The organism is Streptomyces sp. NPDC094034 (assembly GCF_040303865.1).
Classification (GTDB): domain Bacteria; phylum Actinomycetota; class Actinomycetes; order Streptomycetales; family Streptomycetaceae; genus Streptomyces.
Window position 1 is genome coordinate 57,811 of record NZ_JBEOUD010000027.1, and the last position, 26,244, is coordinate 84,054.

The following is a 26,244-nucleotide window of genomic DNA, read 5'->3' on the forward strand; positions in this document are numbered from 1 at the left end:
AGGTCTGGAGTGTTCCGGGATCGTCGGTGAGGATCAGGCCGAGTACGGCTGCGGCGACTACGCCGGCGGCCGTTGAGTCAGGTGTTCTGTCCGTGGGGCAGTGTCTCGCTGGTCGGCTGCGCCGCCCAGGCGGTGAGGATGCGCAGGCCGTCGTGTGAGGGGGTGCCCGGCTCCGCGGTGAGGATCATCAGGCGCTGGCCGGAGCCGTCGGGGCTGGTCCAGGTGTCGCAGTCGAGTGTCAGCTCGCCCACCAGGTGGTGGCGGTAGTGCTTGGTGCCATGGCCTGTGCCGGTGACCCGGTGTTCTGCCCACCAGGTGCGGAAGTCGGCGTCCTGGAGGGAGAGTTCGCCGACGAGCCGGGCGAGTTCCGCGTCGCCGGGGTCGGCCGCGGCTTCCATGCGCACGGCGGAGACGGCGATCCGGGCCTCGTACTCCCACCGCGTGTGCATGGCGCGGATGACGGGGTGGGTGAAAAGCAGTCGCAGATAGTTACGGCGGTCCTGGGGTAGTTGGGAGAAGTCGAGGTACAGGGCCGTCGCGGCGGCGTTCCAGGCGAGGATGTCCAATCGCTTGCCGAGCACGATGGCGGGGGTCTCGGTGAGCTGGTCGAGGAGGCGCTGAATGGCGGGGCGGGGGCGCTGGGCAGCCCGCCGCGGGCGTGCTGCCGGGGACTGGCCCGCCAGCTCGTACAGGTAGCGCCGCTGGTCGTCGTCCAGGCGCAGAGCGTCGGCCAGCGTGGCGATGACGGACGCGGAGGCGCGTACCCGGCCTCGTTCCAGGCGGGTGTAGTAGTCGACGCTGATCGCCGCGAGCTGAGCGACCTCCTCGCGGCGCAGGCCTGGGACCTTGCGGGGCGAGTCGGTCTCCGGGAGACCCACGTCCCGCGGCCGCAGCTGCGCCCGGCGGGCCTTGAGGAAGGCGCCGGCCTCGCTGTCACCGGATGAAGCGGTCATGCACTCCATTATCGCGGCGAGGGGCCCGTTTGTGAGGGGGCAGGATCCTTCCCCGGCATAAACCTGACGCTTTTGCGCAGCTCAGAGGGGGTGCACGGTGGACATGTGCCCGGCAAGGAGCCGGGTCGGGAGCCCGCCGCCCGAGGGTGACGGGGGTCGTCCTTCGAGGACGGAACCAAACCCACGTAAAGATCGAACAGAGATTGGAATGGAGCGTCCCATGGCAAGGATCGACGTCACCATCGACAGCGCCGGTATCCCGCTGGCCGGTCACCTCTATCTGCCGGACACCACTGTGGAGGGCCCGCGTCCCGCGATCGTCGTCGGGCATCCCGGCAGTGGTGTCAAGGAGCAGGTCGCCGGTGTGTACGCGGAGCGGCTGGCGAAGAAGGGGTTCATCACGGTCGCCTTCGACGCCGCCTTCCAGGGGGAGAGCGGCGGCCTGCCGCATGGCTTGGAGGACCCGGCGCACCGGGTGGAGGACCTCAAGGCCGTCGTCTCCTACTTCACCACTCGTGAGGATGTCGACCCCGAGCGGATCGGTGCTCTCGGGATCTGCGCGTCCGGTGGTTACGCGCTGAACGCGACGGCCGGTGACCACCGGATCAAGGCGCTGGGCACGGTGTGCGCGGTGGACTTGTCCCGGCACTTCCGCTTCGGTGGCAACGGCACCCAGGACCCGGCGGTCATCCGGGGCATGCTCGACGCGGCGGCCGGGGCGCGCACCGGGGAGGCACAGGGCGGTGAGGCGGCGACCATGAAGGTCCTCCCCAACTCCCTTGAGGAGGCCCGTGCGGTTGGCGGCGACTACGGCGCGGAGGGCTTCGCCTACCACAACACGATTGCCTTCCATCCTCGTTCGGACAGCATTTTCACCCTCAACAGCGTCGACCGGATCGTGTCCTACGACACCTTCGCCGCGATCCCGCTGATCGGCGAACGCCCCGTTCTGATGATCGCGGGCACCCGCGCCGCCACCTCCTGGATGAGCATTGACGCCTTCCAGCGCCTCACCGGCCCCAAGGAGTTCTTCTGGGCCGAGGGCGCCAGCCACCAGGACCTGTATTACAAGGACGAGTACGTGGACCCGGCGGTGGACAAGCTGGCCGACTTCTTCACGGAGAAGCTGGACAGGACCGCGTAACCCGCTCCGCCCCGCGGCGTGACTGGCCGCCACTGGGCCCTCGCCGTCGGCGGTGGAGGCCTGGCCCGCGGACAGCGCGGGCCAGGCCGGACAGCGCCTACGTTGTCGCCGGACCTACCGCCGGCGAGCCTCGGGACAGGCGCGTTCACCCCAGCAGCAACGACCTGGGCTGTGCGGAGAGGGCCTGGTCGAGGACCAGGGACGCCGCCCCCACCGCGGCCACGTTCTCGCCCAGCGTGGTGGAGACGACCGTTGTCGAATGGGTCGCCCTGACGAATGGGGAGCGGGCGACCATCGGCTCGATGGTCGCGAGAAGACGGCGGGCGAGCACGAGCCACGTCGGTCCGCCGAAGACGATGGTGTCGACGTCCAGGAGCGTCGCCGCCGCGCAGACTCCCCGGCCGATGCGCAGGGCGAGGCGCTCGATGATCTCGTCCGCCTGTGTGTCCCCCTCGGCGGCGAGCCGCGCCAGCCGCTCCAGACCGCGCTGGGCATCGGCCGGATCCAGCACCGTGTACTCTGCACTGAGCACACCCAGTGCGATGGCCTCGTCGACGAGCGTCCGCGTCGAGCAGGCGGCGCCGAGTCCGCCGACTTCGCCCGCGTTCCCGGAGACGCCGCGCAGCACGGTGTCGTCCACCACCAGCCCCATCCCCGAGCCGGTGCCGAAGTAGAAGAAGAGCAGATTGCGGCTCGCGGTGGCCGCTCCGGCCCAGCGCTCCGCGACGACCGAGGCCGTGACGTCCTTGTCGAGCAGCGCGGGCAGTCCGGTCGCCTCGCTGAGCCGGTCGCGCAGCGGATAGCGGCCCCAGCCGGGCAGCTCCGGCGGATCGACCACCCAGCCGGCGGACGCGTCTATGGGCCCCGGCGCGGCGATGCCCAGGCCCAGCACACGCGCGTCGTCGATCCCCGACTCCGCCACCAGCGAGCGAACCGAGGCGGCCATGTCCGCGACGATCCCGTCGGTGTCACCGCCGCTCGGGGTCCGACGGCTGCGATGGCCCACGACCGTGCCGAGAAGATCCACCAGAACGCAGGTGATCACCGCGGGGTCGAGGTGGACCCCTACGGCGTAGCGAGATGTCGGGACGATTTCGAGGAGGGTACGGGGCTTCCCACTGCCGGTGTTCTGCTTCCCGGACTCGCGAGCCACGCCCTGGTCGAGCAGCCGGCGCGTGATGTTCGAAACGGTCTGCGCCGACAGGCCGGTGGCCTGCGCGAGTTCGACCCGGCTCAGGCCCGTCGGGTGCCTGCGAATCGCGTCCAGGATCACGGACTCGTTGAAGTCCCCCATGCGCGGCAGATTGGTGCCGCGCCGGATCGTGTGTTTCTCGTGTCTCACCGTGGACAACTGTCTCTCCCAGCCTCGGGCGAGCGGCGGCTGTGCCGCGCGGCCGCCGCTCCGAGGGCAACAGATCGATGGATTGGTACGACGCGGGGGCAGTGCGGAGGGCGCCCCCGCTCAGACCTCCGTCGGGTCGGGTGACCTCGTCTGTTCCACGGCGGGACGCAGACGCAGGGTGCGGATCTGGAAGGGCCGGAACCTGAGGTTCACGGCCCCTTCGCCGGATGTGCCCGCCAGTTCCTGTTCCGGCTGCTCCAGCAGGTCGCAGTCGAGGGCCGCGGTGAGGGGGAAGCCCGCGGACAGACGAGCCGAGACCGCTCCGCCGCACGCTTCGTAGAGTCGGACCACGATGTCGCCGCTACGGTCGTCCGCGAGCTTCACGGACTCCACCACCACGTCGGTGGTGTCGACTTCCACCAGGGACCGGGCGTCGGCCGGGGCGGGGCGCAAGGGCAGGTTCAGGGCGTAGCCTCCGGCGATCGCCTCCTCGATCCCCGCCCCGGCCAGCAGCGCGTAGCGGAAGCTGTGCCGGCCTCGGTCGGCCTCCGGGTCGGGGCTGTGCGGGGAACGGAGCAGGGAGAGCCGTACCGTCGTGGTGGTTCCGCCGTCGTCCCGTGTGTCGCGGCGGACGTCGTGCCCGTAGGTGGAGTCGTTGAGCAGAGCGGCGCCCCAGTGCCGCTCGCCGACGTGCACCCAGCGGTGCGCCCACAGTTCGAAGCGTGCCGCGTCCCAGCTCGTGTTCTCGTGGGTGGGCCGCTGGACGTGACCGAACTGGATCTCGGCGCTCTCGCGTTCCGCGTGTACGTCGAGCGGCCAGGCCGCCTTCAGTACGGTGTCGCGCTCCTGCCAGTCGATGTCGTTGCGGACGCTCACCTGCCGGCTCTCGGCGGCGATCTCGATGTGCTGCACGAACCGGGAGGATCCGTGGACGCGTTCGACCCGCACCGACGCCAGCAGCGGTCCTTCGTCCACGAGAGTCACCGACTCGGCCTCGTCCAGATCGCGCACGGTGTCGCGGTAGTACGAGTCGATGTTCCACGCCGACCACAGATTGGGGTCGTCGGGGTGGAGCTGGAGGAGATTGCCGGCCGCGCCGGGAGCGATCGCCTCCCGCCGCGCCGAGTGGTCGTAGACCGAGGTGAGCAGGCCGCGCCGGTCCACGACGACGGTCAGCACCCCGTTGTCGAGGACGAAACCACCGTCCCGGGCCGTGGCCGTGACGGCGCCACGGGGGGCGTTCGCGGTGCCGCCCGAGGCGAGGGGTGCGACCTCGGCGAGGATCGCCGTGCGTCCGTCCGACAGGCGCTGCGCACCGGCGAACGAGCCGTCGGCGACACCGGCGACGACCGCGACCTCGCGGCGTGCGTACGGTCCGGCGTTGAGGAGCGCGGGACCGCCGGGCAGATGGCCGACCGCGTCGGCGATCAGCGATTCGAGTTCGGCGTGGATCTCCGCGTACTCGCGCTCGGCCTGCCGGTGCACCCAGGCGATGGACGAGCCGGGCAGGATGTCGTGGAACTGGTTGAGCAGGACTCGCCGCCACAGCGACTCCAGACGCTCGTACGGGTAGGGCGCGCCGGCCCGGACGGCCGCGGTGGCGGCCCAGAGTTCGGCCTCACGCAGCAGTGCCTCGCCCCGTCGGTTGCCACGCTTGGTGCGGGCCTGGCTGGTGTAGGTGCCGCGATGGTTCTCCAAGTACAACTCGCCGCGCCATACGGGGAGTTGGTCGCGTTCGGCACGGGCCTTGGCGAAGAACGTGTCGGGCGCCTCGACCACGACCTTGGGCGAGCCTTCGAGGTCGCGCAGCCGGCGGGCCTTCTCCAGCATCGAGCGGGTGGGCCCGCCCCCGCCGTCGCCGTAGCCGAAGGGGACCAGCGAGCGGGTGGCCACCCCCTTGTCCGCGAAGTTGTGCTCGGCGTGGGCGAGTTCACCTGCCGTGAGGGACGCGTTGTAGCTGTCGACGGGCGGGAAGTGAGTGAAGATACGCGTTCCGTCGATGCCCTCCCAGTCGAAGGTGTGGTGCGGGAGCTTGTTCGTCTCGTTCCAGGAGAGCTTCTGGGTGAGGAACCACCGGGCGCCGGCCAACTTGGCGAGCTGGGGATACGCGGCGGTGTATCCGAACGAGTCGGGCAGCCACACCCCGTGCTGCTCGACGCCGAACTCCTCGGCGAAGAAGCGCCGTCCGTAGACGAGTTGGCGGGCCAGCGCCTCACCGCCGGGGAGGTTGCCGTCGGCCTCGACCCACATGCCGCCCACCGGAACCCAGTTCCCGTCGGCCGCCGCCTTCTTCATACGGGCGAAGATCTCCGGGCGCTGTTCCTTCATCCACGCGTACTGCTGCGCGGAGGAGCAGGCGAAGACCAGCTCGGGGTACTCGTTCGCCAGCGTGGTCATGTTGGTGAAGGTACGCGCGCATTTGCGGACGGTTTCCCGGACCGGCCACAGCCACGCCGAGTCGATATGGGCGTGGCCGACCGCGGCGAGGGTGTGCGCCGAGGCGTGCGCGGGCCGGGACAGCACATCGGCGAGTGCGCGCCGGGCCCCGGCCGCGGTGTTCGCCACATCGTTCGGGACGATGGCATCGGCGGCGCGCCGCAGGGCGTGGAGGATCTCGTGACGTCGGGAGGAGCCGGCGGGCAACTCGTGCATCAACTCGTCGAGCACCTCGATGTCGTGGATGAGGTGCCAGACGTCGTCCTCGCGTACCGCGATCTCGGCCTGTTCGAGCCGGTAGATGTGCGCCGTGCCCGCGGTCTCCAGCGAACCGTGGTGGATGTGCAGGCCGGCGCTGGCGACGATGGGCGGGTTGGCGGCCAGCTCGATCAGCAGGTCGACCCGGTCGCCGCCGGTGGCGGAGTCGGCGAGGAGCACGGTGCGGCTGTACGGATGCAGGCCCTGAAGCGGGGCGCCCTGGCTGTCGTGGACCAGGCCCTCCGCCTGGCCGCCCGGCCCCTTGGTCAGGTCGAACCCGAGGTCGAAGACGGCCTCGACCCGGCGCCCCGACCACTCCTCGGGAATCTCCGCGCTCGCCCGCATCCAGGTCGTCGCCCAGGGGCCGCCCCAGGTGGCGCCGAGCGTGAAGGGCTCGTAGTCGGCGTGCAGGGCGTCGGCCACGGGGACAGGTTCGCCGTCGACGTGCCAGACGCTCAGGGTCAGGGGGCGCGCGGCGCTGTAAAGGGCGGGGCGGATCACTCGGTCGAGGAGCTTGCGGATCCGGGTCTCGATGATCCGGCGGTCGTCATGCACGGTGCTGGTCCTTCCAAAGGCCGTACGTGGCGGGGTTCTCGGGGTCGGGAGCGGGCAGCCGGATGGTGTCCCGCGCGCCGTCCGGCCAGGCCACGTCCACGAGCAGGGTGGTGCCCCGCGTGCCGGTGGTGACCTGGGGCAGGGCGGTGGGGTCGGTGCCGCCGAGGTGGACGAGAGCGATGTGAACGGTGCCGTGCGCGACGGGTCCTTCGGTCTCCACGACCGGAGTGGCGGAGGCGGGGCCGAGGGCGTTGGTGTCGGCACCCGTCACGACGGAGGCGTTCGGGAGGCCCCGCGCGCCGATGACGAGGGAGACCAGGCCGTCGGCGCCCTCGACCCAGGCGCTCCCACCGTCCTCGACCCGGGCGCTCCCACCGTCGACGGAACCGGCCTCGGACGCGGGCCGCGGATCGACCGCGAGCGCCCAGCCACCGATACGCAGCACATGTCCGCTCCCGGGGGCGCCGTCGACGCGTACCGCCCGTACCTCGACCGAGCCTCGCAGCGCGGAACCGACGGTGATCCAAGGGCCGAGGGTGTAGTCGGTGTCGGGACCGCCGAACACATCCCATGTGGCGTCGTCGAGCCAGTGCGCGCGCGAGCGCGAGACGGCCGTGGCACCGTCGATGGAGATCCTGGTGGTGGGGCGCCGGTGAGAGGCGCGGCCGGCCGCGTCCAGCAGCACGACCGCGTTGTCGAGCGGGTCCGCCGACGCGCTGCCGCCCGGGACGGTGGGGTCGCCGGGGGTCTCGGGCGCGGTGTGGGTGGAGTAGGCGATGCGGGCGTAGGAAGGGTCGTCGGCGTGTGGCCGCGCCGGGTCGGCGTGGTCGCCGCCGTGGTTGACGACACGTACCACGCCGTCCGAGGCGGTGCCGGAGACGAGCCAGCCGGGGGTGGCCAACGCCCGCTCGAAATCGCCCTGTTCAACGGCGAGCGGCGTCGCCTCCTCGGTCCACACAGGGTGGTCGGGCGGCAGGGCGAGACCGATGAAGCCCTTGCTCGCCCAGTACGGGGACGCGGGGCCCGAGTAGCTCTGGAGAACACCGCGGAAGGGCCGGTGCCAGCCGAGCGTGAGCAGCCCCGCGTCGTTGACCGCCCCATGCTCGGTGAAGTGGTCGAGCATCCGGGTCGCGATCGCCCGGGTCTCTCCCGGCGCCAGCGGGGTGGCGTCGAAGAGCGCGCCGGTCCACACCGGCGCCAGTGCCGCGTGCCGGTAGGTGAGCGAGCGGCCCTGGATCAGCGGTGAGCCGTTGGCGCCGACGAGCAGCCGCTGGTCCAGCAGGAACCGCCGCAACCGCTCCCGGTAGCGGTCGAGCAGTCCGCTGGGCGCCGCGTCGCCGAGGATGCGGCAGAACCACAGCGGGTACAGGTGCATCGCCCAGCCGTTGTAGTGGTCGAAGTTGCGATGCCCGGCGCCGGTGAGGCCGTCCGAGTACCAGCCGTCGCCCGCGTACCAGCCGTCGGTGAGCGCGATGGTCCGGTCGAGGTCCTGCTGGCGCCACTCACCCCCGGCCGTACGGGCGAAGGCCTCGGTGATGCCCTGGAACCAGATCCAGTTGTTGCCGGGCATCAGGTTGCCGACCATCGGGGCCAGCCAGTTCAGGATCCGTTCCTTGACCACCTCGTCGAGGCGGTCCCAGATCCATGGCCGGGTCTCGTGCAGCGCCAGCGCGATGGACGCCGCCTCGACCTTGGCCTGGTTGCACTCGGCGAAGGACGGCCAGCGGTCCGGGTTCTTCGGGTCGGTGCCGGCGGCGAGACCGGCCGCGTACCACCCGGCGAGGTCGTGGGGGTCCGAGCCCGCCGCCCCCGCCAGCCGGAAACCGGCCAGCAGGAACGTGCGGGCGAACCCCTCAAGGCCATCGCTGTGCGCGCCGTTGTGGCTCGCCGTACCGGGCAGGTGGATCAGATCGTGCCCGGCGGCGGCGTAGGGCCGTACGGCGAGCAGCATGCGGTCCGCGGTCTGTTCCCAATGGGCGCGGGCCTCGGCGGGGGTGCGGTTCATCGATTGCGGGCCTCCCATGCCTGCTCGTACTCGGCGCGCATCTTGTCGCCTGCCTTCTGCCGCCAGTTCCTTATCGCGCCGTCCCACTCACCGAGGGAGTCGCGGCCCTGCATGATGCCCATCCGGAGGCTGTCGAGCGTCGCGAAGAAGAGCTTGGACATCTTGGCGTCCGTCGCCGAGTACAGCGCCTCGGCCGGGTTGGGGATCAGCTGCGTGACGGCTTCCTTCTGGAAGGCGTACTGGTCGGGCACGATCTCCGGCTTCTGCGGGTAGTAGAGCGTGAACGGCGAGTCGGTGGCGAAGATCGTCGGGAGATAGGTCTCGGCCGTGCCCTTGGGCGTGGGGATCGGATCCGATCCCTTCAGAGTGTGATCGGGACCCCGCACGCCATACTTGCGCAGCAGATATCCGTCGGTGCCGAAGGGGGCGGCGAGGGCGTTCATGGCGCGCAGGATCTGCTGGATGCGCGCCTTGGGGGCCTTCTTGATGATGAGCGTCGCGTAGTTGGCCCGGCCCTGCCACTGGCCGCCCTTGGTGCTGTCGTCCCAGTCGGGCGGCAGCAGGTAACCGATGTCCAGACCCTGGGAGACGGGCCCGTACGTGGTGTAGAGGTCGTTCCACGCCCCGGGTGCGTCGGGGTGCATGACGATCTGGCCGTTGCCGAACCACTCCTTGAACTTGCCCTTGATGGCGAAGGCGTCGGGGTGCATGACGCCCGCCTTCTTGAGCTGGTTGACCGCGTCCATGGCCTGCTTGCACTCTTCCATCTCGAAGTGGTGCGTGAACCTGCCCTGATCCTCACGCCACCAGTTGGGCGCGCCCAGCATCTGCATCACGAGGTTCCACGTGGTGACGGGGTCGCCCAGGGCGTACTGGTGGGTCTTGGGGTCGGTGATGTCCTTGCAGAGCTGGACGAACTCGCGCCAGGACTTCGGATTCGGGTCGAGGTCCCTCTTCTTGAACAGGTCGAGCCGGGTGTAGACGGGGCCGCCGGAGACCGGGCGGGGCATCGGGAGAGCGTAGATCCCCCCGTTGCGCACGCAGGGGCGCCACGAATCGGTGGGGATGTTGGCGAGGTACGGATAGTCCCGGATGTTGTCGCCGGACAGGTGCGGGGTGAGGTCCTCGAAGAGGGTGTACAGCATGTCCGGGGTGGCGGCGCTGTTCTGGTCCGGGGGCAGCATCAGCATCGCGTCCGGCAGATCGCCCCCCGCGAGGGTCACCGCGAACTTCTGCGGATAGTCGTTGACCGGGGTGATCGCGAAGTTGATGTCGCAGCCGATGTACTTGTTGAGGGCCTGCCACATGACGTTGCTCTCCACCGGCGGCGGCACCGGGTTGAAGATCAGGTTCATGATGGTGATGTCGGGGCCCTTGGCGGGCGGGCCGTCCGGGAAGGCCTTGGGGGGATCGGCCGGGAAGCGCTGGTAGCCGGCGGAGACGCCGTCCTGTGTGGCGGGCATCGAGGTCGGCACGCCCTTGTACTGGATGTACGTGGGCAGCTCCGCGTTCGCGTTGGCCAGATTGGCCGGCCTGGGCTTGAAGTCGCCGCAGCCGGTGAGGGCCAGACCGGCCCCGACGCCGATGGCCGAGGCGAGGAAGCCGCGGCGGTTGAGTGTTGGCTTCATGGTCATCCCTTCACCGCTCCGATCATGACGCCCTTGTTCATGTGGCGCTGGACGAAGGGGTAGACGAGCACGATCGGCACGATCGACAGTACGAGGATCGCCGCCTGTAGCGACTGCGCGGGTGGCACCGGCACCCCGGCGGCGACGTCCAGCTGGCCGCCGCTGAGTGAGGCATTGTTGACGACGTATGTGCGCAGCACGAGCTGCATGGGCCACTTGGCCGCGTCGTTCATGAACAACAGGGCGTTGAAGAAGGCGTTCCAGTACGTCACGGCGTAGAAGAGGCCGATGACGCCGATGGACGCCTTGGACAGCGGGATCACGATCTTGGTCAGGATCGACCACTCCGACGCGCCGTCGATGCGGGCGGCGTCGATCAGCTCACGGGGCAGGCTCATGAAGAAGGAGCGCAGCACGATCACATTGAACGCGTTGACCATGGTGGGCAGGATCAGCGACCAGTAGCTGTTGATCAGTCCGAGCTGCTTGACCATCAGATAGGTCGGGATGACACCCGGCACGAACAGCAGGGACATCAGCAGCAGCATCAGCACCGGCTTGTGCCCGAAGGAGCCGGGCCGGCTCAGCCCGTACGCCAGCAGGATGGAGGTGACCAGGCTCAGGGCGGTGCCCACCACGGTGACCGCGACACTCACCATCATGGCCTGTGACACCAGGCCGCCGGAGAGCAGCGCCGAGTACGACTCGAAGGTCGGGCTGTCGGGCCAGAGCACGAAGCCACCGGCCTTGGTGATCTGCTCGGGGTCGGCGATCGAGGTCGAGATGATCGCCAGGAAGGGCAGTACGACCAGGAGCACGCAGATCAGCAGAAACAGCGACTTCAGAGCGCGCCACGGCGGTGTGCCGGGGCTCTCGCCGGGGATCGCGCTGTAGGACCCGCGCGGCCTGCCGCCGCGTGCGGGGCGGGTTGGAGACAGCGTTGTCATGACCGGTAGACACCTTCTTCGCCGAACAGATGGGCGACCTTGTTGGCACCCAGCACGAGCAGGATCCCGATCACGCCCTTGACCAGGCCGACGGCGGCGGCTACGCCCCACTGTCCGCCGACGACGCCGTTGTTGAAGACGTACGTGTCCAGCACCTCGCTGCTGTCCAGGCCGACGGCGGTCTGCTGGAGCAGGATCTGTTCGAAGCCGACGGACAGGGCGTCGCCGAGACGCAGGATGAGCAGCAGGATCACCAGGCCGCGCAGAGCCGGCAAAGTGACGTGCCAGGTCTGCCGGAAGCGGCTGGCGCCGTCCATGGCGGAGGCCTCGTAGAGGTTGGTGTCGACGCGGGAGAGGGCCGCCAGGAAGAGGATGGTGCCCCACCCGGCGTCCTTCCAGATCACCTGGGAGGTGATGAGCGTCTTGAAGAAGTCGGGGTTGCCGATGATGTTCCAGGTACCCAAGTCCTGGGCCTGCAAGAACAGGTTGAGCATGCCGGTGCCGCCCAGCATTTGCTGGAAGAGGGCGACGATGACCACCCACGACAGGAAGTGCGGCAGGTACAGAACGTTCTGCACCCACTTCTTGATCCGCTCGCTGACCAGGCTGTTCAGCGCGAGCGCCAGCACGATCGGCACGGGGAAGACGAACACGACCTGGATCAGGGTGAGTTCCAGGGTGTTGACCAGTGCCTTCAGGAACTGGTCGTCGCCGTTGAAGATGACCTCGAAGTTGCTCAGCCCGCTCCAGGGACTGTGCATGATGCCGATGAACGGCTGGTAGTCCTGGAACGCGATGATGTTGCCCAGCAGCGGGATGTAGTGGAAGAGGAGCAGCACCACGATGCCCGGTATCAGAAACCAGAACAGGGCCATGTCCCGGCGGTTGCTGGGACGCAGCCGCCGTAGTCTGCCCTTGTCGCTCTGCCCGGCCTTTTCGGCCGCGCGGGCGGCGGGTTGGTCAAGCGTTGTCATGATGTGAGGCCCTTTCACCGGGAGAAGGGCGTCTTCGGCCACTCCCGGGGTCAGCAGGTCATGCGGAAGTTCGAGCGGCGGTCCGGCCTCCTTGTCCGTTCCGGAGTGGGTGCTCGCGAGGCCCGTCAGGCGAGGCGGGGAAGCGCTTCGCGGGTGACCTCGCCGAGCAGCGGCTCGCCCGCCACCCATCGGGCCACCTCGGCGACCGCGTACTGCCCGAGCCTTCGTACCTCGCTTCCCTGTGCGCCGGCGATGTGCGGGGTGACCAGCACATTCGGCAGTGACAGAAGCGGGTGGCCGGGCGGCAGGGGTTCGGGGGACGTCACATCGAGGTAAGCCTCCAGCCGGCCGGAGGCGCATTCGGCTGTCAGCGCGTCCGTGTCGACGATGGCTCCTCGGGCGGTGTTGACGAGCGCGCCCCCGTCGGGGATGAGCGCGAGCATCCTGGCGTCGAGCAGTCCCGTGGTTTCGGGCAGGAGCGGGGCGTGGACGCTGACCACCGCCGACCGTGCGCAGAGATCGGCGAGCTCGACCCGCTCGGCACCGAGCCGGCGGGCCTCCTCGTCCGTGACGTACGGATCGCTCAGCAGCACCCGGAAGCCCGCGTCGGACCTGCCCAGTTCGGCGATCACCCGGCGCCCGATGCGCGAGGCACCGACGATCCCGACAGCGAGCCCGTCGGCGCCCGAACGGTCGGCGAACTCCGGCCATCCGTCCGCGTAACCGGCCGCCATCGTCAGTGTCCGCCGCGCGGCGAGCGTGATGAGGGCGACGGTGCAGGAGGCGACGGGACCGGCGTTGGCGTCGGCCGCCGATGACACGACGATCCCGCGCTCCCAGACCGCCTCGCTGACGATCGGCTTGACCGTGCCCGCGGCGTGCATCACGGCACGCAGGTGGGGTGCCCCCGCCAGCACGTCGGCCGTCAGGCGGGGGCAGCCCCAGCCGCTGACCAGGATCTCCGCGTCGGCGAGCGCGGCTCCCAGATCGGCTCCGGACGCGTCGGGGGCGAGTCGGACCAGTGCGGAGAGCCGGGCGCGCTGGTCCTCGGGGAGCACGAGCTCCGCGGTACCGGGACTCATGACGCATACCGCCCTTGGGCGTTCGCGGTGTTCGGCTCTGGCTGTCATGAGAGGGGCCTCTTTCGCTACGTACTGATGTGGAGTTGTCTGTAGGGATACGCGCGGATCGGCCGCCGTCCCGGTGCGGCCCGCCGTCAGGCGCGCGGCAGACGCAGGGTCACCATCTGGAACGGACGCAGGGCGAGTACGACACCGCCGTCGGCCGCGGTCGGCTGCTCGACGTCAGGGAGCGGACGTTCGAGCAGATCCGTGGGGAAGGCCCGGCCGGTGGCGAAACCGTCGACACGGACCGTGGCGCGGGCCCGGCCTCCCTGCCCCTCGTAGAGGCGTACGACCAGGTCGCCGCTGCGGTCGTCGGCCAGCTTCACGGCACTGACCACGACGGCGTCGTTGTCCACGGTCACCAGTGGCGCGACCGCCGCGGTGGATCCGGTGACCCGGCGCTCGGGCAGGTTGGCCCGATAGCCCTCACGGATCGCGTCGCCGATGTCGGCGCCCGGCACCAGCGCGTGCCGGAACCGGTGGACGCCCTGATCGGTCTCCGGATCCGGGTAGCGGGGGGCGCGCAGCAGCGACGCGCGCACGGTCGTCGTCGTGCCCGCGTGGGCGCCGGTCCGTACCGTACGGGTCACATCGTGGCCGTAGGTCGCGTCGTTGACGACCGCGACGCCCCAGCCCGGCTCGTCGACGTGCACGAAACGGTGGTTGCACGCCTCGAACTTGGCCCACTCCCAGCTCGTGTTCTGGTGGGTGGGCCGGTACACATGGCCGAACTGCGTCTCGGAGGCGTACCGGTCGGCCTTCACGTCCAGCGGGAAGGCCAGTTTCAGGAAGCGCTCGGTCTCGTGCCAGTCCACCTCGGTGTCGATGTCGAGCCGCTTGGCGTCAGCCGGGACCGACAGAATCTGGGTGACACGGGACGCCCCGAAAACCCGCTCGACGCGCACCGAGGCGCCCTCGACACCCAGCTCCGCCACCTCCGCGAGGTCGCTGCCGACGTTGCGGTAGAAGGCGTCGACGTCCCACGCGTCCCACTGGTTGGGGAAGTCGGGGTGGAGCTGGAGAAGGTTGGCCGCCTGCCCGGGTGCGACCGACTCCCGGTCCGCGACGCGGTCGTACGCGGAGACCACCAGACCGCGCCCGTCGATCTCGACCCGGAGCATTCCGTTGTCGAGGACATACCCGCCTCCTTCGCGGGGGACGGGGGGCACCACGTCGTCCTGCGCGGTCCGGGCCGACGCGCCCCCGGCGGGAACCGAACAGCGCGTGTGCGGAGCCGAGTTGAAGACCAGTTCGGTGCCGCCCGACGCGTCACCGGCGAGCGCGCGCTGCGCACCGGCGATGATGCCCTCCAGCTCCCCGGCGAGCCGCGCGTATGTCTCGCGTGCCTCGCGGTGCACCCAGGCGATCGAGGATCCGGGCAGGATGTCATGGAACTGGTGCAGGAGAACCGTCTTCCAGATCCGGTCCAACTCCTCGTAGGGATACGGCATCTCGGTGCGCGCCGCCGCCGTGGCGGCCCACAGCTCGGCCTCCGTGAGCAGCGACTCGCTGCGGCGGTTGCCGCGCTTGGTCCCCGCCTGGCTGGTGAGCGTGGCGCGGTGCAGTTCGAGGTAGAGCTCCCCGACCCACACGGGCGGGTCGGGGTACTCGGCCTCGGCCTTGGCGAAGAACTCGGCGGGGGCTTCCCACTCGACCCTCGCCGAGCCCTCCAGACTGCGCATCCGTGCCGCCTTGGCGACCATCTCGCGCGTGGTCCCGCCCCCGCCGTCCCCGTAACCGGTCGGCGCGAGGGAGCGGGTGGCGACGCCCTTCTCCTTGAAGTTGCGTGCCGCGTGGGCGATCTGACGGCCCGCCATCTCACAGTTGTACGAGTCGACGGGCGGGAAGTGGGTGAAGACGCGGGTACCGTCAATGCCCTCCCAGGAGAACGTGTGGTGCGGGAAGGTGTTGGTCCGGCTCCACGAGATCTTCTGGGTAAGCAGTCGCGTGGCGCCGGCGGCTCTGATGATCTGCGGCAGTCCCGCCGCGAAGCCGAAGGTGTCCGGCAGCCAAGCCTCGTCGCTCTCGATGCCGAACTCCTCCAGGAAGAAGCGTTTGCCATGGACGAACTGACGGGCCATCGCCTCGGACCCCGGCATGTTGGTGTCGGACTCCACCCACATCCCGCCGGTGGGTACGAACCTGCCGTCCGCGACGGCCTTCTTGACCCGGGCGTACACCTCGGGCCGGTGCTCCTTGATCCAGGCGAACTGCTGGGCCTGCGACATGGTGAAGACGAAGTCGGGCTCCTCATCGAGGAGCGCCGTCATGTTCGACGCCGTACGGGCCACCTTGCGGACCGTCTCGCGCAGCGGCCACAGCCAGGCGGAGTCGATGTGGGCGTGCCCGACCGCACTGATGCGGTGCGCCGCGGGCGCGGCGGGCGCGGCGAGCACTCCGGCGAGTTCGTCACGCGCCGCCTGGGCCGTGCCGTTGACGTCCTGAAGGTCGACGGCGTCCAGGGCGCGGCCGACCGCGCGCAGGATCTCCCAGCGGCGTGCGCCGTCGAGGGGCAGCTCCGCCATGAGCTCGCCGAGGACTTCCAGGTCCATGACCAGGTTCCACACCGTCTCGTCGAAGACGGCCAGCCGCATCTGCCCGAGCACGTATTGGGGCGCCTCGCCCGCCGTCGCCTTGTCGCCCATCCACGTCGGCTGGAACGGCACCCCGCTCGCGTCGAGGTCGGGGTTGGAGGCGGCCTCGACGCGCCAGTGGACCCGCTCCCCGCCGGTCACCGGTGAGCCGACGCGGATGTACGCGTTGCGCGGATGGAGTCCCTTGACCGGGGTGCCGTCGGGCAGGTAGACGAGACCCTCGCACTGGAACCCCGGGGTCCGCGGGGTGAATCCGAGGTCCAGTACGGCCTCGACGGTACGGCTTGACCACTCGGCGGGGACGGTGCCGGTGACCTTGAACCAGCTGGTCCCCCAGGGCAGGCCCCACGGTGTGCCGGGGGCGATGGGGACGGTCGGTGCCGCCAACCCCTCGGATACGGACACGGGTTCGCCCGCGGTGGACCACATCTCCACGGCCAAGGGTGTGGTGACGGGGTGGACAGCCGGCCGGATGCGTTCCCTGAGGACGCGTTCCAGACGTGCTTCGACCAGCTTCCGGTCGTCATGCATGAAGGAGGTCTCCTGTAGCTGCGAGCGTGTGGGGGCAGTCGAGAGTGGCGCGGTCGGACGGGCGGTGATCAGGGTCGGGGTCGGGGTCGGGGTCGGGCGAGGTTGCCCAACAGGCCGGGGCGAAGCAACTGCCTCTCTTCGGGCCCAGTTGAGCCGCTGCCGACTGAACGTATGAACGGCACCACAGTTTGTCAATATGTTGGACGAAGTGGGGTGGGGGGTGGGTGGTGGCCACCGTTTACGCGAGTGTGGCGCGCGGCGATCGCCATGAAACCCCGCATACCACCCGAAATGGGGCGTGCCGTCGGAGGGTCCGTAGCTCGCAGGGAAGGCCCATCGTGCCTGCTCGGCGGTCCCGTCGCCGGATAGCTCGGTGCGCCACCGCCCCGCAGGCCTCTCTCGACCCCTCTCCTTGGAGCCTGAACACCCCCAAGGCCCGCTGAACGCGCCCGCGTTCGGGCTGTCGAACGCATTGACTAACACAACTCGATGGATTTACATGACGACGCGGCCAACCCGTCAGCCGCGCTTGCCCCCATTCCGATCAAGGCGCCGGCATGACCTGACGTGCCCAGATGTCGCGGGGCCTGGTGTATCGGGCGACTCCGACTCGTTCCAGCAGAGTGCATCAGTGCGGCCACGCACCAAGGGTGCGAATGTCGCGCGCCTCGGGCGGGGATCGCTGATCCGATCAAGATTCGCCGTCAGTCCATATCTGTCGTCAATCCATTCGAGAGGTGACATATGCACCGGAGAATCCGACGAGTCTCCATGCGGCTCTCTGGCATCGCCATGCTGGCCGCCGGGGCTCTGTTCGTCATTCCAGGCGCCGAAGTTCACGCGGAGGCGGCAACGGGGGACGGGGCGACGCGGGGCGCCGCGAAGGCGGTTGCCTCGGCCGGTGCCACCACGCCCTTCGTGACGGTCGAAGCCGAGTCCGGCAGTCTCGGGGGCGGCGCCGTGGTCCGCTCCCTCAAGCCGGGAGACCCGGCGCCGACCAAGGCGTCTTTGGAAACCGAAGCCTCGGGCTACGCGCTTGTCGAGCTGAGCGGCACCGGTGATTCGGTGGAAATACGGAATAAAACGGGCAAGAAGGCTAATACGCTGGTGGTCCGCGCCTCGATTCCTGACGCTCCGGAAGGCGGCGGCATCACCGCGTCGCTGAACCTGTACGTGAACGGGCAGTTCCGCCAGGCGATCACGCTGAGCTCCGCGCAGGCGTGGAACTATCGCGAGGCGACCACGAACCCGGACGACCCCAACGCGGGCGGGATGCCCTACCGCTTCTACAACGAGTTCCCCGTCTGGGTCACGGGTGCTCCCATCGCCCCGGGCAGCACCATCACGCTCAAGAAGGACGCCGCCAACACGGCGGCCGTCTACGACATCGACTCCATCGATCTGGAGAACGTCGGGGCCGCACTGGCCCAACCGGCCGATTCGCTCTCCGTCGTGGCCTACGGCGCCGACCCGAACTTCTCGAAGGATTCCACGGTCGCCATCCAGGACACGGTGAACGCCGCCCGGCAGCAGGGAAAGTCGGTGTGGATCCCCAAGGGCAAGTATCTGACGAACAGCCTCGCGTCCAAGCCGCTGGACTTCACCGGCGTGAAGGTACGGGGGGCCGGGATGTGGCACACCACGCTCTACCGCAAGGTTCCACTGCCGGCCAACTCGTGGCGCTCGCAGATCCTGGTGGGCTCGGGTACCTCGGTCACCGATCTCCAGGTCGACACGAACGCCATCTGGCGAGGAGTCGGTGGCACCGGCGGTTCGGACTACGGATTCAACGCCAGCGGGGCGGGCGGCTGGCTGCTCGACCGGATCTGGACGCGGCACATCGACGCCAACTGGCTCTCCGGCACCGGCGGCATCGCTCGCAACAGCCGGACCGCTGACACCTACGGTGACGGATTCAACATCAACAACGGCAACACAAAGAATCCCGACAAGCTCGGCCTCGACATCACGGTCCAGAACAACTTCGCCCGGGGCACCGGCGACGACTCCTTCGCGGTCTACTCCGACTCCGGCGCCGCCGGCACCAACGGCCAACTGAGCGGTGCGAAGGTCCTGAACAACACCGCGATCGCGCCCTGGTGGGCCAACGGACTGCGGATCGCGGGCGGCCGGGACATCGAGATGAAGAACAACCTGGTGAACAGTGTGTCGTCGAACAGCGCCCTGGACATCGGCGTGTTCGGCGATACGGGACACCCCTTGGAGTCCGCCACGGTCAGCGGAAACGTCCTGCTCGGCGGTGGCGGCTGGAACGGCGTCCGGCACGGCGTGCGGATCAGCTCTCCCACGGGCACCTCGCTGTACCCGGACGCCTACACGAACGTCACCTTGACCGACAACGTCCTGCGCGGAGCGCTCCGTGCGGGCCTTTACATCGATCTGACGCGTGTCAACGCGACCCTGAAGAACAACATCATCGATGGTCCGGCGACCCAGGGAATCTGGATCACCTCGGGAGTCACCGGCACCGGGTCCTTCACGGGGAACACGGTGCGGAACCTGCGCCCGGGACAGGACGCGACACGGAACGACTCGGTGTCCACGTTCAAGATCACCGGCTGAGAGCCCCCGCCCGGCATCCTGGGGCGGCCCTGCGAGTCCTGTCCGGTCGGTCTTCGCGGATCAGACCGCGACGTCTGGTGCCGTGCCAGGCGTCGCGGGCCCACGAGGACCGGCCGGACCGGGCCCAGGTGCCCGCGTCCGGCCGGTTACTCCGGTTACTCCGGTTACTCGTACCGGTACTTCAGCGAGTCCGCCTCCGCCTGTTCGATGTCGGCGATCGTCAGTTCCGGCATCCGCAGTTGGGCCAGCGTCACCTCGGCCGAGGTCGGCTGGGCGTCCGCCGGCAGCCACTGCTCCGGCTTCCAGGCCCCGCTGCGCAGCAGCGACTTGGGGCAGTGTGGATAGACCTCCTCGATCCCCACCACCAGCGCACTGGCCGGCGGTTTACCCACGGCGGTCAGCTGCGACAGCAGTTCCGGGCGGGTGGAGACGCAGGCCCGGCCGTTCACCCTGAGCGTCGTGGTGCGCCCCGGGATGACGAACAGCAGTCCGGCCCGTGCGGTGGCGACGACGTTCCGCAGGGTGTCCAGACGCTTGTTGCCGGTCGCGTCCGGTATCGCCACCGTCCGGGCGTCCAGGACGGCGACGAAGCCGGCGGGTCCGCCGCGCGGAGAGACGTCGCAGTTGCCCTCGGCATCCGCGCTGGCCACCAGGACCAGCGACGAGAGACCGATCAGCCGCCGGGTCTGCTCGGTGAGTTCGGTCATCTGCTTCCGCATGGCCGCGTCGCTGGGGAGCGCGTAGATCCGGCGCAGTGTCTCCTGGTCGGACACGGCGTCGATGCGGAGCGAGTCGAAAGCACTGTCGGCAAGGGGCGTCGTCATGCCCCCGACCTTAATCGGCCGCACCTTTGGCATTCGAAGAATTGAGCGTGCCATCGCGCGCGATCGCCGGATCCAATTGGTCGGGTCGAGGAAGGCGAGAGCGTCCCCGGAGCGGATGAACAGCCCGCTGCGCCGAAGAGCCGTCGCCGAGAGACCGTCCCAGTCGCCTTCCGGAACGGCGCGAGGGCGCGGGCGTTGTCCGCGTCGACGGCGTCGCGGGTGACGGTCTCGCGGCCGGATCCTCGGGTTCATACGGTCTTGACGACGATGCCCATGTCTTCCAGTGCGCTGACCTCCGCGGGGGGTGCCGAGGTGTCGGTGACGAGGGTGCGCAGGAGAGCGGAGGGGCCGACATGGGCGTAGGCGGTGTGGCCGAGTTTGCTGCCGTCGGCGGCGACGATGACGCGTCGTGTGGAGGCGATGCCGGCCTTCTTCACGGCCGCGTCATCGAGGTCGTAGGCGGTGAGGCCCTCGGTTGCGCTCAGACCGCAGCAGCCCATGACGGCGGTGTCGAAGCGCAGCGCGGCCAGGGACGCGAGGGTGAGGGGGCCGGTGAGGGCTCCCTCGGCGGCGCGGGGCCGGCCGCCGGGCACCATCAGCGTGGCCGGGCCCGGGCCCTCTCCGAGTACGTGGATGGCCTGCAAGGACAGCGCCATCACGGTGACCGGACGCCCGCGAAGCAGGTGTGCGACCTCCAAGCAGGTGGTGCCGCTGTCGAGGAGCACGCTCTCGCCGTCGGCGATGAGTGAGGAGACCTCGGCCGCGATGCGGCGCTTGGCGTCGACGGCGTCGCGAGCGCGCAGCGCGAAGGGTGGCTCCTCGCCGCGGAGCAGCAGGGTGCGCGCGCCGCCACGGACACGCTCCAGGACACCTTGCGCGGCCAGCGTGTCGAGGTCGCGCCGGATGGTCATCTCGGAGGCGCCGGTCAGGCCGGCGAGTTCCTGGACCGTGGCCCTGCCCGATTCCCTGACGGTCTGCGCGATCAACCCGTGCCGGTCTGCGTTGCTCATGCTGCGATTGAACACCACCCGGAACGAACAATCAACGTGTTCGAAAGACGGCCTTTCAATCATCTGGATTGTTCGTTACGGTAGCTGTCATGAGCTATTCGGTGCGATCCGCGAGAGTCGCGACCTTTGTGTATTTCGTTCTCTGCGGCACGATGACGGGCACCTGGGTGGTGCACATCCCCGCCGTCGAGTCGCGTGTGGGCATCAGTCACGCGACGCTCGGGGGTCTGCTGGTGCTGCTGGGCGCCGGGGCCTTTGTGGGCATGCGGGTGGCCGGGCCGCTGACCGACCGTCTCGGGGCGCGCGCGGTCGTCCCCGCCACCGGTGTGCTGTGCGGCGCGACCCTCGTACTGCCCGGCCTTGCCCAGGAGCCGTGGACGTTGGCGATGGCCCTGCTGGTCTTCGGCTTCTGCAACGGCTGCCTGGACGTGAGCATGAACGCCCACGCCGTGCATGTGGAGAAGGAGTACGGCCGTCCCGTCATGTCGGCCTTCCACGCCACGTTCTCGGCGGGCGGTGCCCTCGCCGCGCTCGTCGGAGCGGCGACGGTGAGTGTGGGCCTGAGCCCTGCCGTGGGCATGGCCGCCATGGGAGCCCTGGGCGTCATCATCTCCCTGGTATCGGCACGCGCCCTGCTACCGGCCGCACCCACCGCCACCGCCACCGCTACCGGCAGCGGCACCGCGGCCGACGTCGACACCGGCATCGAAGAGGCCGGGCGGGTGCCGGGCGGCAGGCGCCGCAGCCCCGGTGGACGCATCTGGGTCCTCGCCTCCCTGGCGCTGATGGTCATGCTGTGCGAGGGAGCCGCGAATGACTGGAGCGCGCTGCACCTGAAGGACGTCCTCGGCGCCTCCGCGAGCATCGCCGCCTTCGCGTACGGCACGTTCGCGGCGACCATGACCATCGGCCGACTGTTCGCCGACCGCCTCGTCACCCGGTTCGGGTCCATGGCGATCCTGCGTTACGGCGCCGCGGCCGCGGCCGTCGGCATCACGATCGTGGCCCTTGCCCCGTGGATGTGGGCCGCGTTCGCCGGGTGGGCCCTGTTCGGCCTGGGACTGTCCGGCTGTGTCCCGCAGTTGTTCAGCGCCGCCGGGCACGCCGACCCCTCGGCCGCGGGCGCCAACGTCTCCCGCGTCGCCGGGCTCGGCTACGTCGGCATGCTCGCCGGCCCCGCCGTCATCGGCTGGCTGACCCACCTCGTCGCCCTGAACCACGCCTTCGTACTGCTGACCCTGCTGTGTGCGATCACCGCCGCGGCCGCCGGGATCCTGCGCACCGGATCCGACCGCCCGCGCGAGACCGCGACAAGCAGCCACTGACCCCCTCGGGATCCGGAGGAACATCATGCGCACCGATCGAAGCATCGTGCTGTTCGACCTCTTCGGCGTCATCGCCCGCCGTCAACGCCTGGGCGCCCTGGGCAGGATGGCGGCCCGCTGCCACGCCCCCACCGACGCCTTCACCACGGCCTACTGGGCGTGCCGAGGCCCCTACGACGCCGGTCGGCAGTCCGCGAGCGAGTACTGGACCGCCGTACTGCGCTGGCTGTCCAGGACCGTCGACGCCGACACGATCGAGGAACTGCGCCTCATCGACATCAACAGCTGGTCACGCGTCGACAACCGGATGGTCGCCTACGCCCGGGCCCTCCGCGGCGTCGCGGAGGTCGCCCTGCTGTCCAACATCCCGGCGGACCACGCGGACGTCTTCCTCGCCGAGCAGCCCTGGCTGCACGAGCTGGACCACGTTGCCTTCTCCGGGAAGATCAAGGTGGCAAAGCCGGACCCGGCGGCCTTCCATCACTGCGTCATCGCCATGCGGGCCGCCCCGGCCGAATTCCTCTTCATCGACGACCGCGAGGAGAACGTACGCGCCGCGCAGGCCATCGGAATGAACGGACACGTCTTCACCGGTCGCGACGAGCTGGCGGAAGCCATTGACGCCTGGTTGCCGACTCGACGATCCACGCGGAAATGAAACCGCTGTTGCTGTCGGGCCCACCCCTAGTACGGGAAGCTACGCGGACATCATGGACGGACTCCGCAACGGCCGCGTGTGGTTATATCCCGACAACCATGTTGATGGCGAGGGCAGCCGGCCAACACACCTACCGTCATCGGCTGTCCGGCGGCACGTGCGCAAGGTTGTATCGCCGCCGCGAACGCCCCCCTTGGTGAACAGACCCTCATGGGGGAGACACGGTGGCAGGCTCCGCCATCAGTCGGGCCTTCGATTTCGAGTGATGGCGGACGTCTACTCCACAGTGAGGGAACACGTTAGTCGGCGGAATCCCGGTGTTCGCCACTCCCGACCGTCCGGCAGGACCGCGAGGGCTTCGTAGCCGTCCAGTGCCCGCACCCAGTCCCGTGCTCCGTCACCTCGGGCGAACGCGGCGGTCGCGTAGGCGTCGGTCAGTGTCAGGCGGGGGCCGACAAGGGTCAGGGAGGCGCACCCGGTGGCGGGTGTGCCGCGGTGCGGGTCGAGGATGTGGGCGCCGCGTTCGGCGGTACCGGAGGTGGCGATGGCCAGGTCATGGTGGGCGGCGATGACGGTGACCAGTTCGGCGGGGCGCAGGGGGTGGGCGATGCCGATGCGCCACGGGGTGCCGGGAGCTGCCGGGCCGCGGAGCTGAATGTCGCCGCCACCGTTGACGCAGGTGTGTCGCGCTCCGGCTTCGTGGAGGAGTTGGGAGGCGGCTTCGACGGCCCAGCCCTTGACGAGCCCTGATGGATCGAGCGTCCCCGCGGGGGTGCTGCTGAACCAGCCGTCGCTGACCCGGGCGGCCTGTGCGCACAAGGACAGCACTTCGTGGACTTCGGGCGGGCAGTCCTCCAGATGAATCTCGCCGCGGTCGAGGCGGCGGATGTGGCTGTCGGCCCGGTAGGTGGAGAAGACGGCATCGACCCGGTGGAGAAGGCGCACGGCCTCGGCGAGGGCGCGGTGGATGGCGGTGGTGGGCTTGTCGCGGATGTCGAAGGAGAAGACGGTGCCCATGACGTGCTCGACATGGCGCAGCCCCGGAGCGGCGTCAGGCATGGGTCTGAGCCCGGGTGTGGCGTCAGGCATGGGCCTGGTCCAGGGCGCTTTGGAGGGACTGGATGTAGCCCTGGCTCGTGTAGCTGGCGCCGGAGACGGCGTCGATGTGTGCGCTCTGGGCGGCGATCGCTTCCTGGGTGAGGCGGGGCAGTGCGTAGGAGGAGATCTGCTGGTCGCGCCCGTTCTGGTCCGGCGCCCGGAGCACCGTGACCGACGTGATCCTTCCTTTCGTGAGGGTGGCGGTCACCTGCACGGTCCCGTACTGGGTGTCGATGGGATCCCCGGTGAACGTACCCGTCCCGGTGGGCGCCCCCGTCCCGGTGGACGTGCCCGCCGAGGTGCCCGCGGAAGGGTGCGAGGTCGTGGGGGAACGCGGAGTCACCCCGCCCAGTGAGGGGAGCTGATGCGGCTTGAGGGCGAGCAGGGCGACGACGAGGGCACTGATCGCGGTGGTGGCGGGGACGGCGCTGCGCATGACGGATCTCCTCAGAACGCGAATGACTCGTGGTGGATGCGCCGCGCCGGTACACCGGCATCGCGCAGCGCCTGGATGGCGGCCTGTGTCATGCCGGGTGGTCCGCACAGATAGACGTCGTGCGCGGCCAGATCCGGCACCAAGGCGCTCAGGCCCCGGGCAGTCAGGGGTGAGGAGGACCGGGCCGGTCCGTCGACGACGTAGTGCACGGTGGCCCGTCGGCGGGCGGCGATCGTGTCGAGTTCGCCGCGCAGGGCCAGATCGGCAGCGCGGCGCGCCCGGTAGACGAGGGTTACCTGGCCCGGCAGGGTCTCGAAGAGGGCGCGCAGGGGGGTGATACCGACTCCGCCTGCCAGAAGCAGCACCTTGGGGGCGGTGCGTCGGTTCGCCGTGAAGCCGCCGTACGGTCCCTCGGCCCACACTCGCGTGCCGGGCCGCAGATGGGCGAGTGCGGCGCTGTGGCCACCGGCGGTCTTCACGGTGATGCGCAGTTGGTGGGGGTGTGCGGGTGCGGAGAGGGAGTAGGGGTTGGTCGTCCACCAGAGGCCGGGGGTCAGGAAGCGCCAGCGCAGGAACTGCCCCGGCTCGCCGCCCAGCTCGTTCAGATGGTCGCCGGTGAGGTGGACGGAGACCACACCGGGTGCTTCGGGGTGGACCGCGGTGACGCGCAGGCGGTGGCGCAGCCCGCGCCGGACGGGAACGGCGAACCGGTACCAGGCCACCAGCGCCGCGACAGTGATGAAGAGCGTGTACCAGGCGATCTGGGCCAGGCGGTTGCCGACGAAGTCGGCGCCGTTGGAGAGCTGGTGGCCGAAGGCGAGGAAGACCGCCAGGTAGGTGGCGAAGTGGAGATAGTGCCAGGTTTCATAGCTCACCCTGCGGCGGGCCGCGCGGGCCGAGAGGACCGCGGTGGCCAGGAACAGCAGGAAGCCGGCCGTCCCCTTGAGGAGGTCGGGGTAGTGCAGCACGAGCGTGGAGGTCTGACTCACCACGTTCGTGTGGGAACTCAGCGCGTATCCCCAGATGATCAGCAGGGTGTGGGCGAGGGCCAGGGATATGGTGCAGCGGCCGCCCCAGGCGTGCCAGCGGGCCAGCCGGTCGGTGCCCACGGTGTGGTCCAGGAGCGGCATGCGTGCCATCAAGGCCAGCAGGACGGCGCAGGCGTAACCGGCCAGGAGGCCGGTGATGCGTCCCGCGCCGGTGAGCCAGCCCGCCGGGCCGACCACCGCGCTCGTGTCGCTCCACCACAGGGCCAGCACCCCGGCGGCGCCCGCCCAGATCGTCAGTTGCGCCGCGAGGGGGACGACGTCGCGGCGCGGGCGCCGGTGGCGCACCCCGCGGCCCGCAGGCGTGGTGGTGAACGCGGTGGTCATGGTGATCCTCCGGATAGCGATCATTTCCGCTGACGGGCGGCCAGCCTCACAGCCGGACTTCTGAGAACCTTCTGAAAACCGCCCTTGCCGACCGCCGGCCGGCAGCGATCCGGTCGGACGGCAGCGATCCGGTCGGATGGCGGCAGCGTGCCGTCCAAGATCACGTATGGCTTCGTACGGGCCGGCACCATCGCCGGCCGCCGCCCGGCTGATCGAACGTCCCGGTGCCGCCCACGAAGCGGCCGACCCGGCGCCGGGTCGGCCTCAGTGCTGACGATTCCCGTTCTCAGGCAGAGTTGTCGTGGCGGTTCACGCGCCGCTCAACGGCGGTTGCCAGGCTCTGCCAAAGGGCACGAGTCGGCAAAGGGCACGGGCTGGCAAAGGGTACGAGCTGCCAGAGGGTACGGGCCCGGTCGCGAGGGAGGAGCGGGCCGCGCGCGCCGGCG

The 26,244-nt window shown here is 69.8% G+C and carries 18 protein-coding genes; 4 read left to right on the forward strand and 14 right to left on the reverse strand.

Annotated elements, in window-relative coordinates:
* Positions 1 to 77 precede the first annotated feature (77 nt).
* On the reverse strand, positions 78 to 953 hold the full coding sequence (locus ABTZ59_RS23105) for a helix-turn-helix domain-containing protein (protein ID WP_351412046.1): 876 nt from the start codon (positions 951 to 953) through the stop codon (positions 78 to 80).
* 220 nt (positions 954 to 1,173) lie between these two features.
* Here ABTZ59_RS23105 and ABTZ59_RS23110 point away from each other — a divergent pair, with 220 nt between their 5' ends.
* Positions 1,174 to 2,097 (forward strand): alpha/beta hydrolase, encoded by a 924-nt coding sequence (locus ABTZ59_RS23110; protein ID WP_351412054.1) that lies wholly within the window; start codon positions 1,174 to 1,176, stop codon positions 2,095 to 2,097.
* A gap of 145 nt (positions 2,098 to 2,242) precedes the next feature.
* On the opposite strand, the gene ABTZ59_RS23115 is transcribed toward ABTZ59_RS23110, so the two are convergent.
* From ABTZ59_RS23115 to ABTZ59_RS23150, 8 genes are all read right to left on the reverse strand, one after another.
* Positions 2,243 to 3,391: an ROK family transcriptional regulator gene (locus tag ABTZ59_RS23115; protein WP_351412452.1), complete on the reverse strand. Its 1,149-nt coding sequence runs from the start codon at positions 3,389 to 3,391 to the stop codon at positions 2,243 to 2,245.
* 168 nt (positions 3,392 to 3,559) lie between these two features.
* On the reverse strand, positions 3,560 to 6,688 hold the full coding sequence (locus ABTZ59_RS23120) for an alpha-mannosidase (protein WP_351412063.1): 3,129 nt from the start codon (positions 6,686 to 6,688) through the stop codon (positions 3,560 to 3,562).
* Complete coding sequence (locus ABTZ59_RS23125) at positions 6,681 to 8,693, reverse strand: DUF2264 domain-containing protein (RefSeq protein ID WP_351412067.1); 2,013 nt, start codon at positions 8,691 to 8,693, stop codon at positions 6,681 to 6,683. Before ABTZ59_RS23125 ends, ABTZ59_RS23120 begins: the two co-directional genes overlap by 8 nt.
* Complete coding sequence (locus ABTZ59_RS23130; protein WP_351412071.1) at positions 8,690 to 10,321, reverse strand: substrate-binding domain-containing protein; 1,632 nt, start codon at positions 10,319 to 10,321, stop codon at positions 8,690 to 8,692. Before ABTZ59_RS23130 ends, ABTZ59_RS23125 begins: the two co-directional genes overlap by 4 nt.
* 2 nt (positions 10,322 to 10,323) lie before the next feature.
* Entirely contained in the window at positions 10,324 to 11,268 is a 945-nt protein-coding gene (locus ABTZ59_RS23135) for a carbohydrate ABC transporter permease (protein WP_351412078.1), read from the reverse strand.
* Complete coding sequence (locus tag ABTZ59_RS23140) at positions 11,265 to 12,242, reverse strand: ABC transporter permease (RefSeq protein WP_351412087.1); 978 nt, start codon at positions 12,240 to 12,242, stop codon at positions 11,265 to 11,267. The genes ABTZ59_RS23135 and ABTZ59_RS23140 overlap by 4 nt, the downstream gene beginning before the upstream one ends.
* Before the next feature lie 125 nt (positions 12,243 to 12,367).
* Positions 12,368 to 13,324 (reverse strand): hydroxyacid dehydrogenase, encoded by a 957-nt coding sequence (locus tag ABTZ59_RS23145; protein WP_503003446.1) that lies wholly within the window; start codon positions 13,322 to 13,324, stop codon positions 12,368 to 12,370.
* Between the two features lie 134 nt (positions 13,325 to 13,458).
* On the reverse strand, positions 13,459 to 16,491 hold the full coding sequence (locus tag ABTZ59_RS23150; RefSeq protein WP_351412103.1) for an alpha-mannosidase: 3,033 nt from the start codon (positions 16,489 to 16,491) through the stop codon (positions 13,459 to 13,461).
* A 771-nt stretch (positions 16,492 to 17,262) separates the two neighbouring features.
* On the opposite strand from ABTZ59_RS23150, the gene ABTZ59_RS23155 reads away from it, so the two are divergent.
* On the forward strand, positions 17,263 to 19,074 hold the full coding sequence (locus ABTZ59_RS23155) for a right-handed parallel beta-helix repeat-containing protein (RefSeq protein WP_351412110.1): 1,812 nt from the start codon (positions 17,263 to 17,265) through the stop codon (positions 19,072 to 19,074).
* 164 nt (positions 19,075 to 19,238) lie between these two features.
* Here the strand turns inward: ABTZ59_RS23155 and ABTZ59_RS23160 are convergent, their stop codons facing one another.
* Positions 19,239 to 19,898 (reverse strand): MSMEG_1061 family FMN-dependent PPOX-type flavoprotein, encoded by a 660-nt coding sequence (locus ABTZ59_RS23160; protein ID WP_351412114.1) that lies wholly within the window; start codon positions 19,896 to 19,898, stop codon positions 19,239 to 19,241.
* A gap of 248 nt (positions 19,899 to 20,146) precedes the next feature.
* Entirely contained in the window at positions 20,147 to 20,908 is a 762-nt protein-coding gene (locus ABTZ59_RS23165) for a DeoR/GlpR family DNA-binding transcription regulator (protein WP_351412122.1), read from the reverse strand.
* 89 nt (positions 20,909 to 20,997) lie between these two features.
* Between ABTZ59_RS23165 and ABTZ59_RS23170 the strand changes: the two genes are divergently transcribed.
* Together ABTZ59_RS23170 and ABTZ59_RS23175 are read left to right on the forward strand one after the other, a co-directional pair.
* Positions 20,998 to 22,233 carry an MFS transporter gene (locus ABTZ59_RS23170; RefSeq protein ID WP_351412137.1) on the forward strand — a complete coding sequence of 412 codons (1,236 nt, stop codon included), beginning with the start codon at positions 20,998 to 21,000 and terminating at the stop codon, positions 22,231 to 22,233.
* Positions 22,234 to 22,258: 25 nt separating this feature from the next.
* A complete protein-coding gene (locus ABTZ59_RS23175; RefSeq protein WP_351412143.1) occupies positions 22,259 to 22,891 on the forward strand; it encodes an HAD family hydrolase in 633 nt (210 codons plus the stop codon).
* A gap of 276 nt (positions 22,892 to 23,167) precedes the next feature.
* Here the strand turns inward: ABTZ59_RS23175 and ABTZ59_RS23180 are convergent, their stop codons facing one another.
* From ABTZ59_RS23180 to ABTZ59_RS23190, 3 genes are read right to left on the reverse strand one after another with little or no spacing between them, the layout of a single operon-like run.
* A complete protein-coding gene (locus ABTZ59_RS23180) occupies positions 23,168 to 23,950 on the reverse strand; it encodes an FAD:protein FMN transferase (RefSeq protein ID WP_351412147.1) in 783 nt (260 codons plus the stop codon).
* A gap of 22 nt (positions 23,951 to 23,972) precedes the next feature.
* Entirely contained in the window at positions 23,973 to 24,425 is a 453-nt protein-coding gene (locus ABTZ59_RS23185) for an FMN-binding protein (protein ID WP_351412153.1), read from the reverse strand.
* A gap of 11 nt (positions 24,426 to 24,436) precedes the next feature.
* Positions 24,437 to 25,798, reverse strand: coding sequence for a ferredoxin reductase family protein (locus ABTZ59_RS23190; protein ID WP_351412165.1), 1,362 nt, complete (start codon positions 25,796 to 25,798; stop codon positions 24,437 to 24,439).
* Positions 25,799 to 26,244 lie beyond the last annotated feature (446 nt).

Excerpts from the sequence above, each read along its gene's own strand:
- ABTZ59_RS23175 (WP_351412143.1), top strand. The coding sequence starts at position 22,259 with ATGCGCACCGATCGAAGCATCGTGCTGTTCGACCTCTTCGGCGTCATC.
- ABTZ59_RS23130 (WP_351412071.1), bottom strand. The coding sequence starts at position 10,321 with ATGAAGCCAACACTCAACCGCCGCGGCTTCCTCGCCTCGGCCATCGGC.
- ABTZ59_RS23105 (WP_351412046.1), bottom strand. The coding sequence starts at position 953 with ATGACCGCTTCATCCGGTGACAGCGAGGCCGGCGCCTTCCTCAAGGCC.
- ABTZ59_RS23135 (WP_351412078.1), bottom strand. The coding sequence starts at position 11,268 with ATGACAACGCTGTCTCCAACCCGCCCCGCACGCGGCGGCAGGCCGCGC.
- ABTZ59_RS23140 (WP_351412087.1), bottom strand. The coding sequence starts at position 12,242 with ATGACAACGCTTGACCAACCCGCCGCCCGCGCGGCCGAAAAGGCCGGG.
- ABTZ59_RS23190 (WP_351412165.1), bottom strand. The coding sequence starts at position 25,798 with ATGACCACCGCGTTCACCACCACGCCTGCGGGCCGCGGGGTGCGCCAC.
- ABTZ59_RS23125 (WP_351412067.1), bottom strand. The coding sequence starts at position 8,693 with ATGAACCGCACCCCCGCCGAGGCCCGCGCCCATTGGGAACAGACCGCG.
- ABTZ59_RS23115 (WP_351412452.1), bottom strand. The coding sequence starts at position 3,391 with ATGGGGGACTTCAACGAGTCCGTGATCCTGGACGCGATTCGCAGGCAC.
- ABTZ59_RS23150 (WP_351412103.1), bottom strand. The coding sequence starts at position 16,491 with ATGCATGACGACCGGAAGCTGGTCGAAGCACGTCTGGAACGCGTCCTC.
- ABTZ59_RS23145 (WP_503003446.1), bottom strand. The coding sequence starts at position 13,324 with ATGAGTCCCGGTACCGCGGAGCTCGTGCTCCCCGAGGACCAGCGCGCC.
- ABTZ59_RS23170 (WP_351412137.1), top strand. The coding sequence starts at position 20,998 with ATGAGCTATTCGGTGCGATCCGCGAGAGTCGCGACCTTTGTGTATTTC.
- ABTZ59_RS23185 (WP_351412153.1), bottom strand. The coding sequence starts at position 24,425 with ATGCGCAGCGCCGTCCCCGCCACCACCGCGATCAGTGCCCTCGTCGTC.
- ABTZ59_RS23165 (WP_351412122.1), bottom strand. The coding sequence starts at position 20,908 with ATGAGCAACGCAGACCGGCACGGGTTGATCGCGCAGACCGTCAGGGAA.
- ABTZ59_RS23160 (WP_351412114.1), bottom strand. The coding sequence starts at position 19,898 with ATGACGACGCCCCTTGCCGACAGTGCTTTCGACTCGCTCCGCATCGAC.
- ABTZ59_RS23110 (WP_351412054.1), top strand. The coding sequence starts at position 1,174 with ATGGCAAGGATCGACGTCACCATCGACAGCGCCGGTATCCCGCTGGCC.
- ABTZ59_RS23155 (WP_351412110.1), top strand. The coding sequence starts at position 17,263 with ATGCGGCTCTCTGGCATCGCCATGCTGGCCGCCGGGGCTCTGTTCGTC.
- ABTZ59_RS23180 (WP_351412147.1), bottom strand. The coding sequence starts at position 23,950 with ATGCCTGACGCCGCTCCGGGGCTGCGCCATGTCGAGCACGTCATGGGC.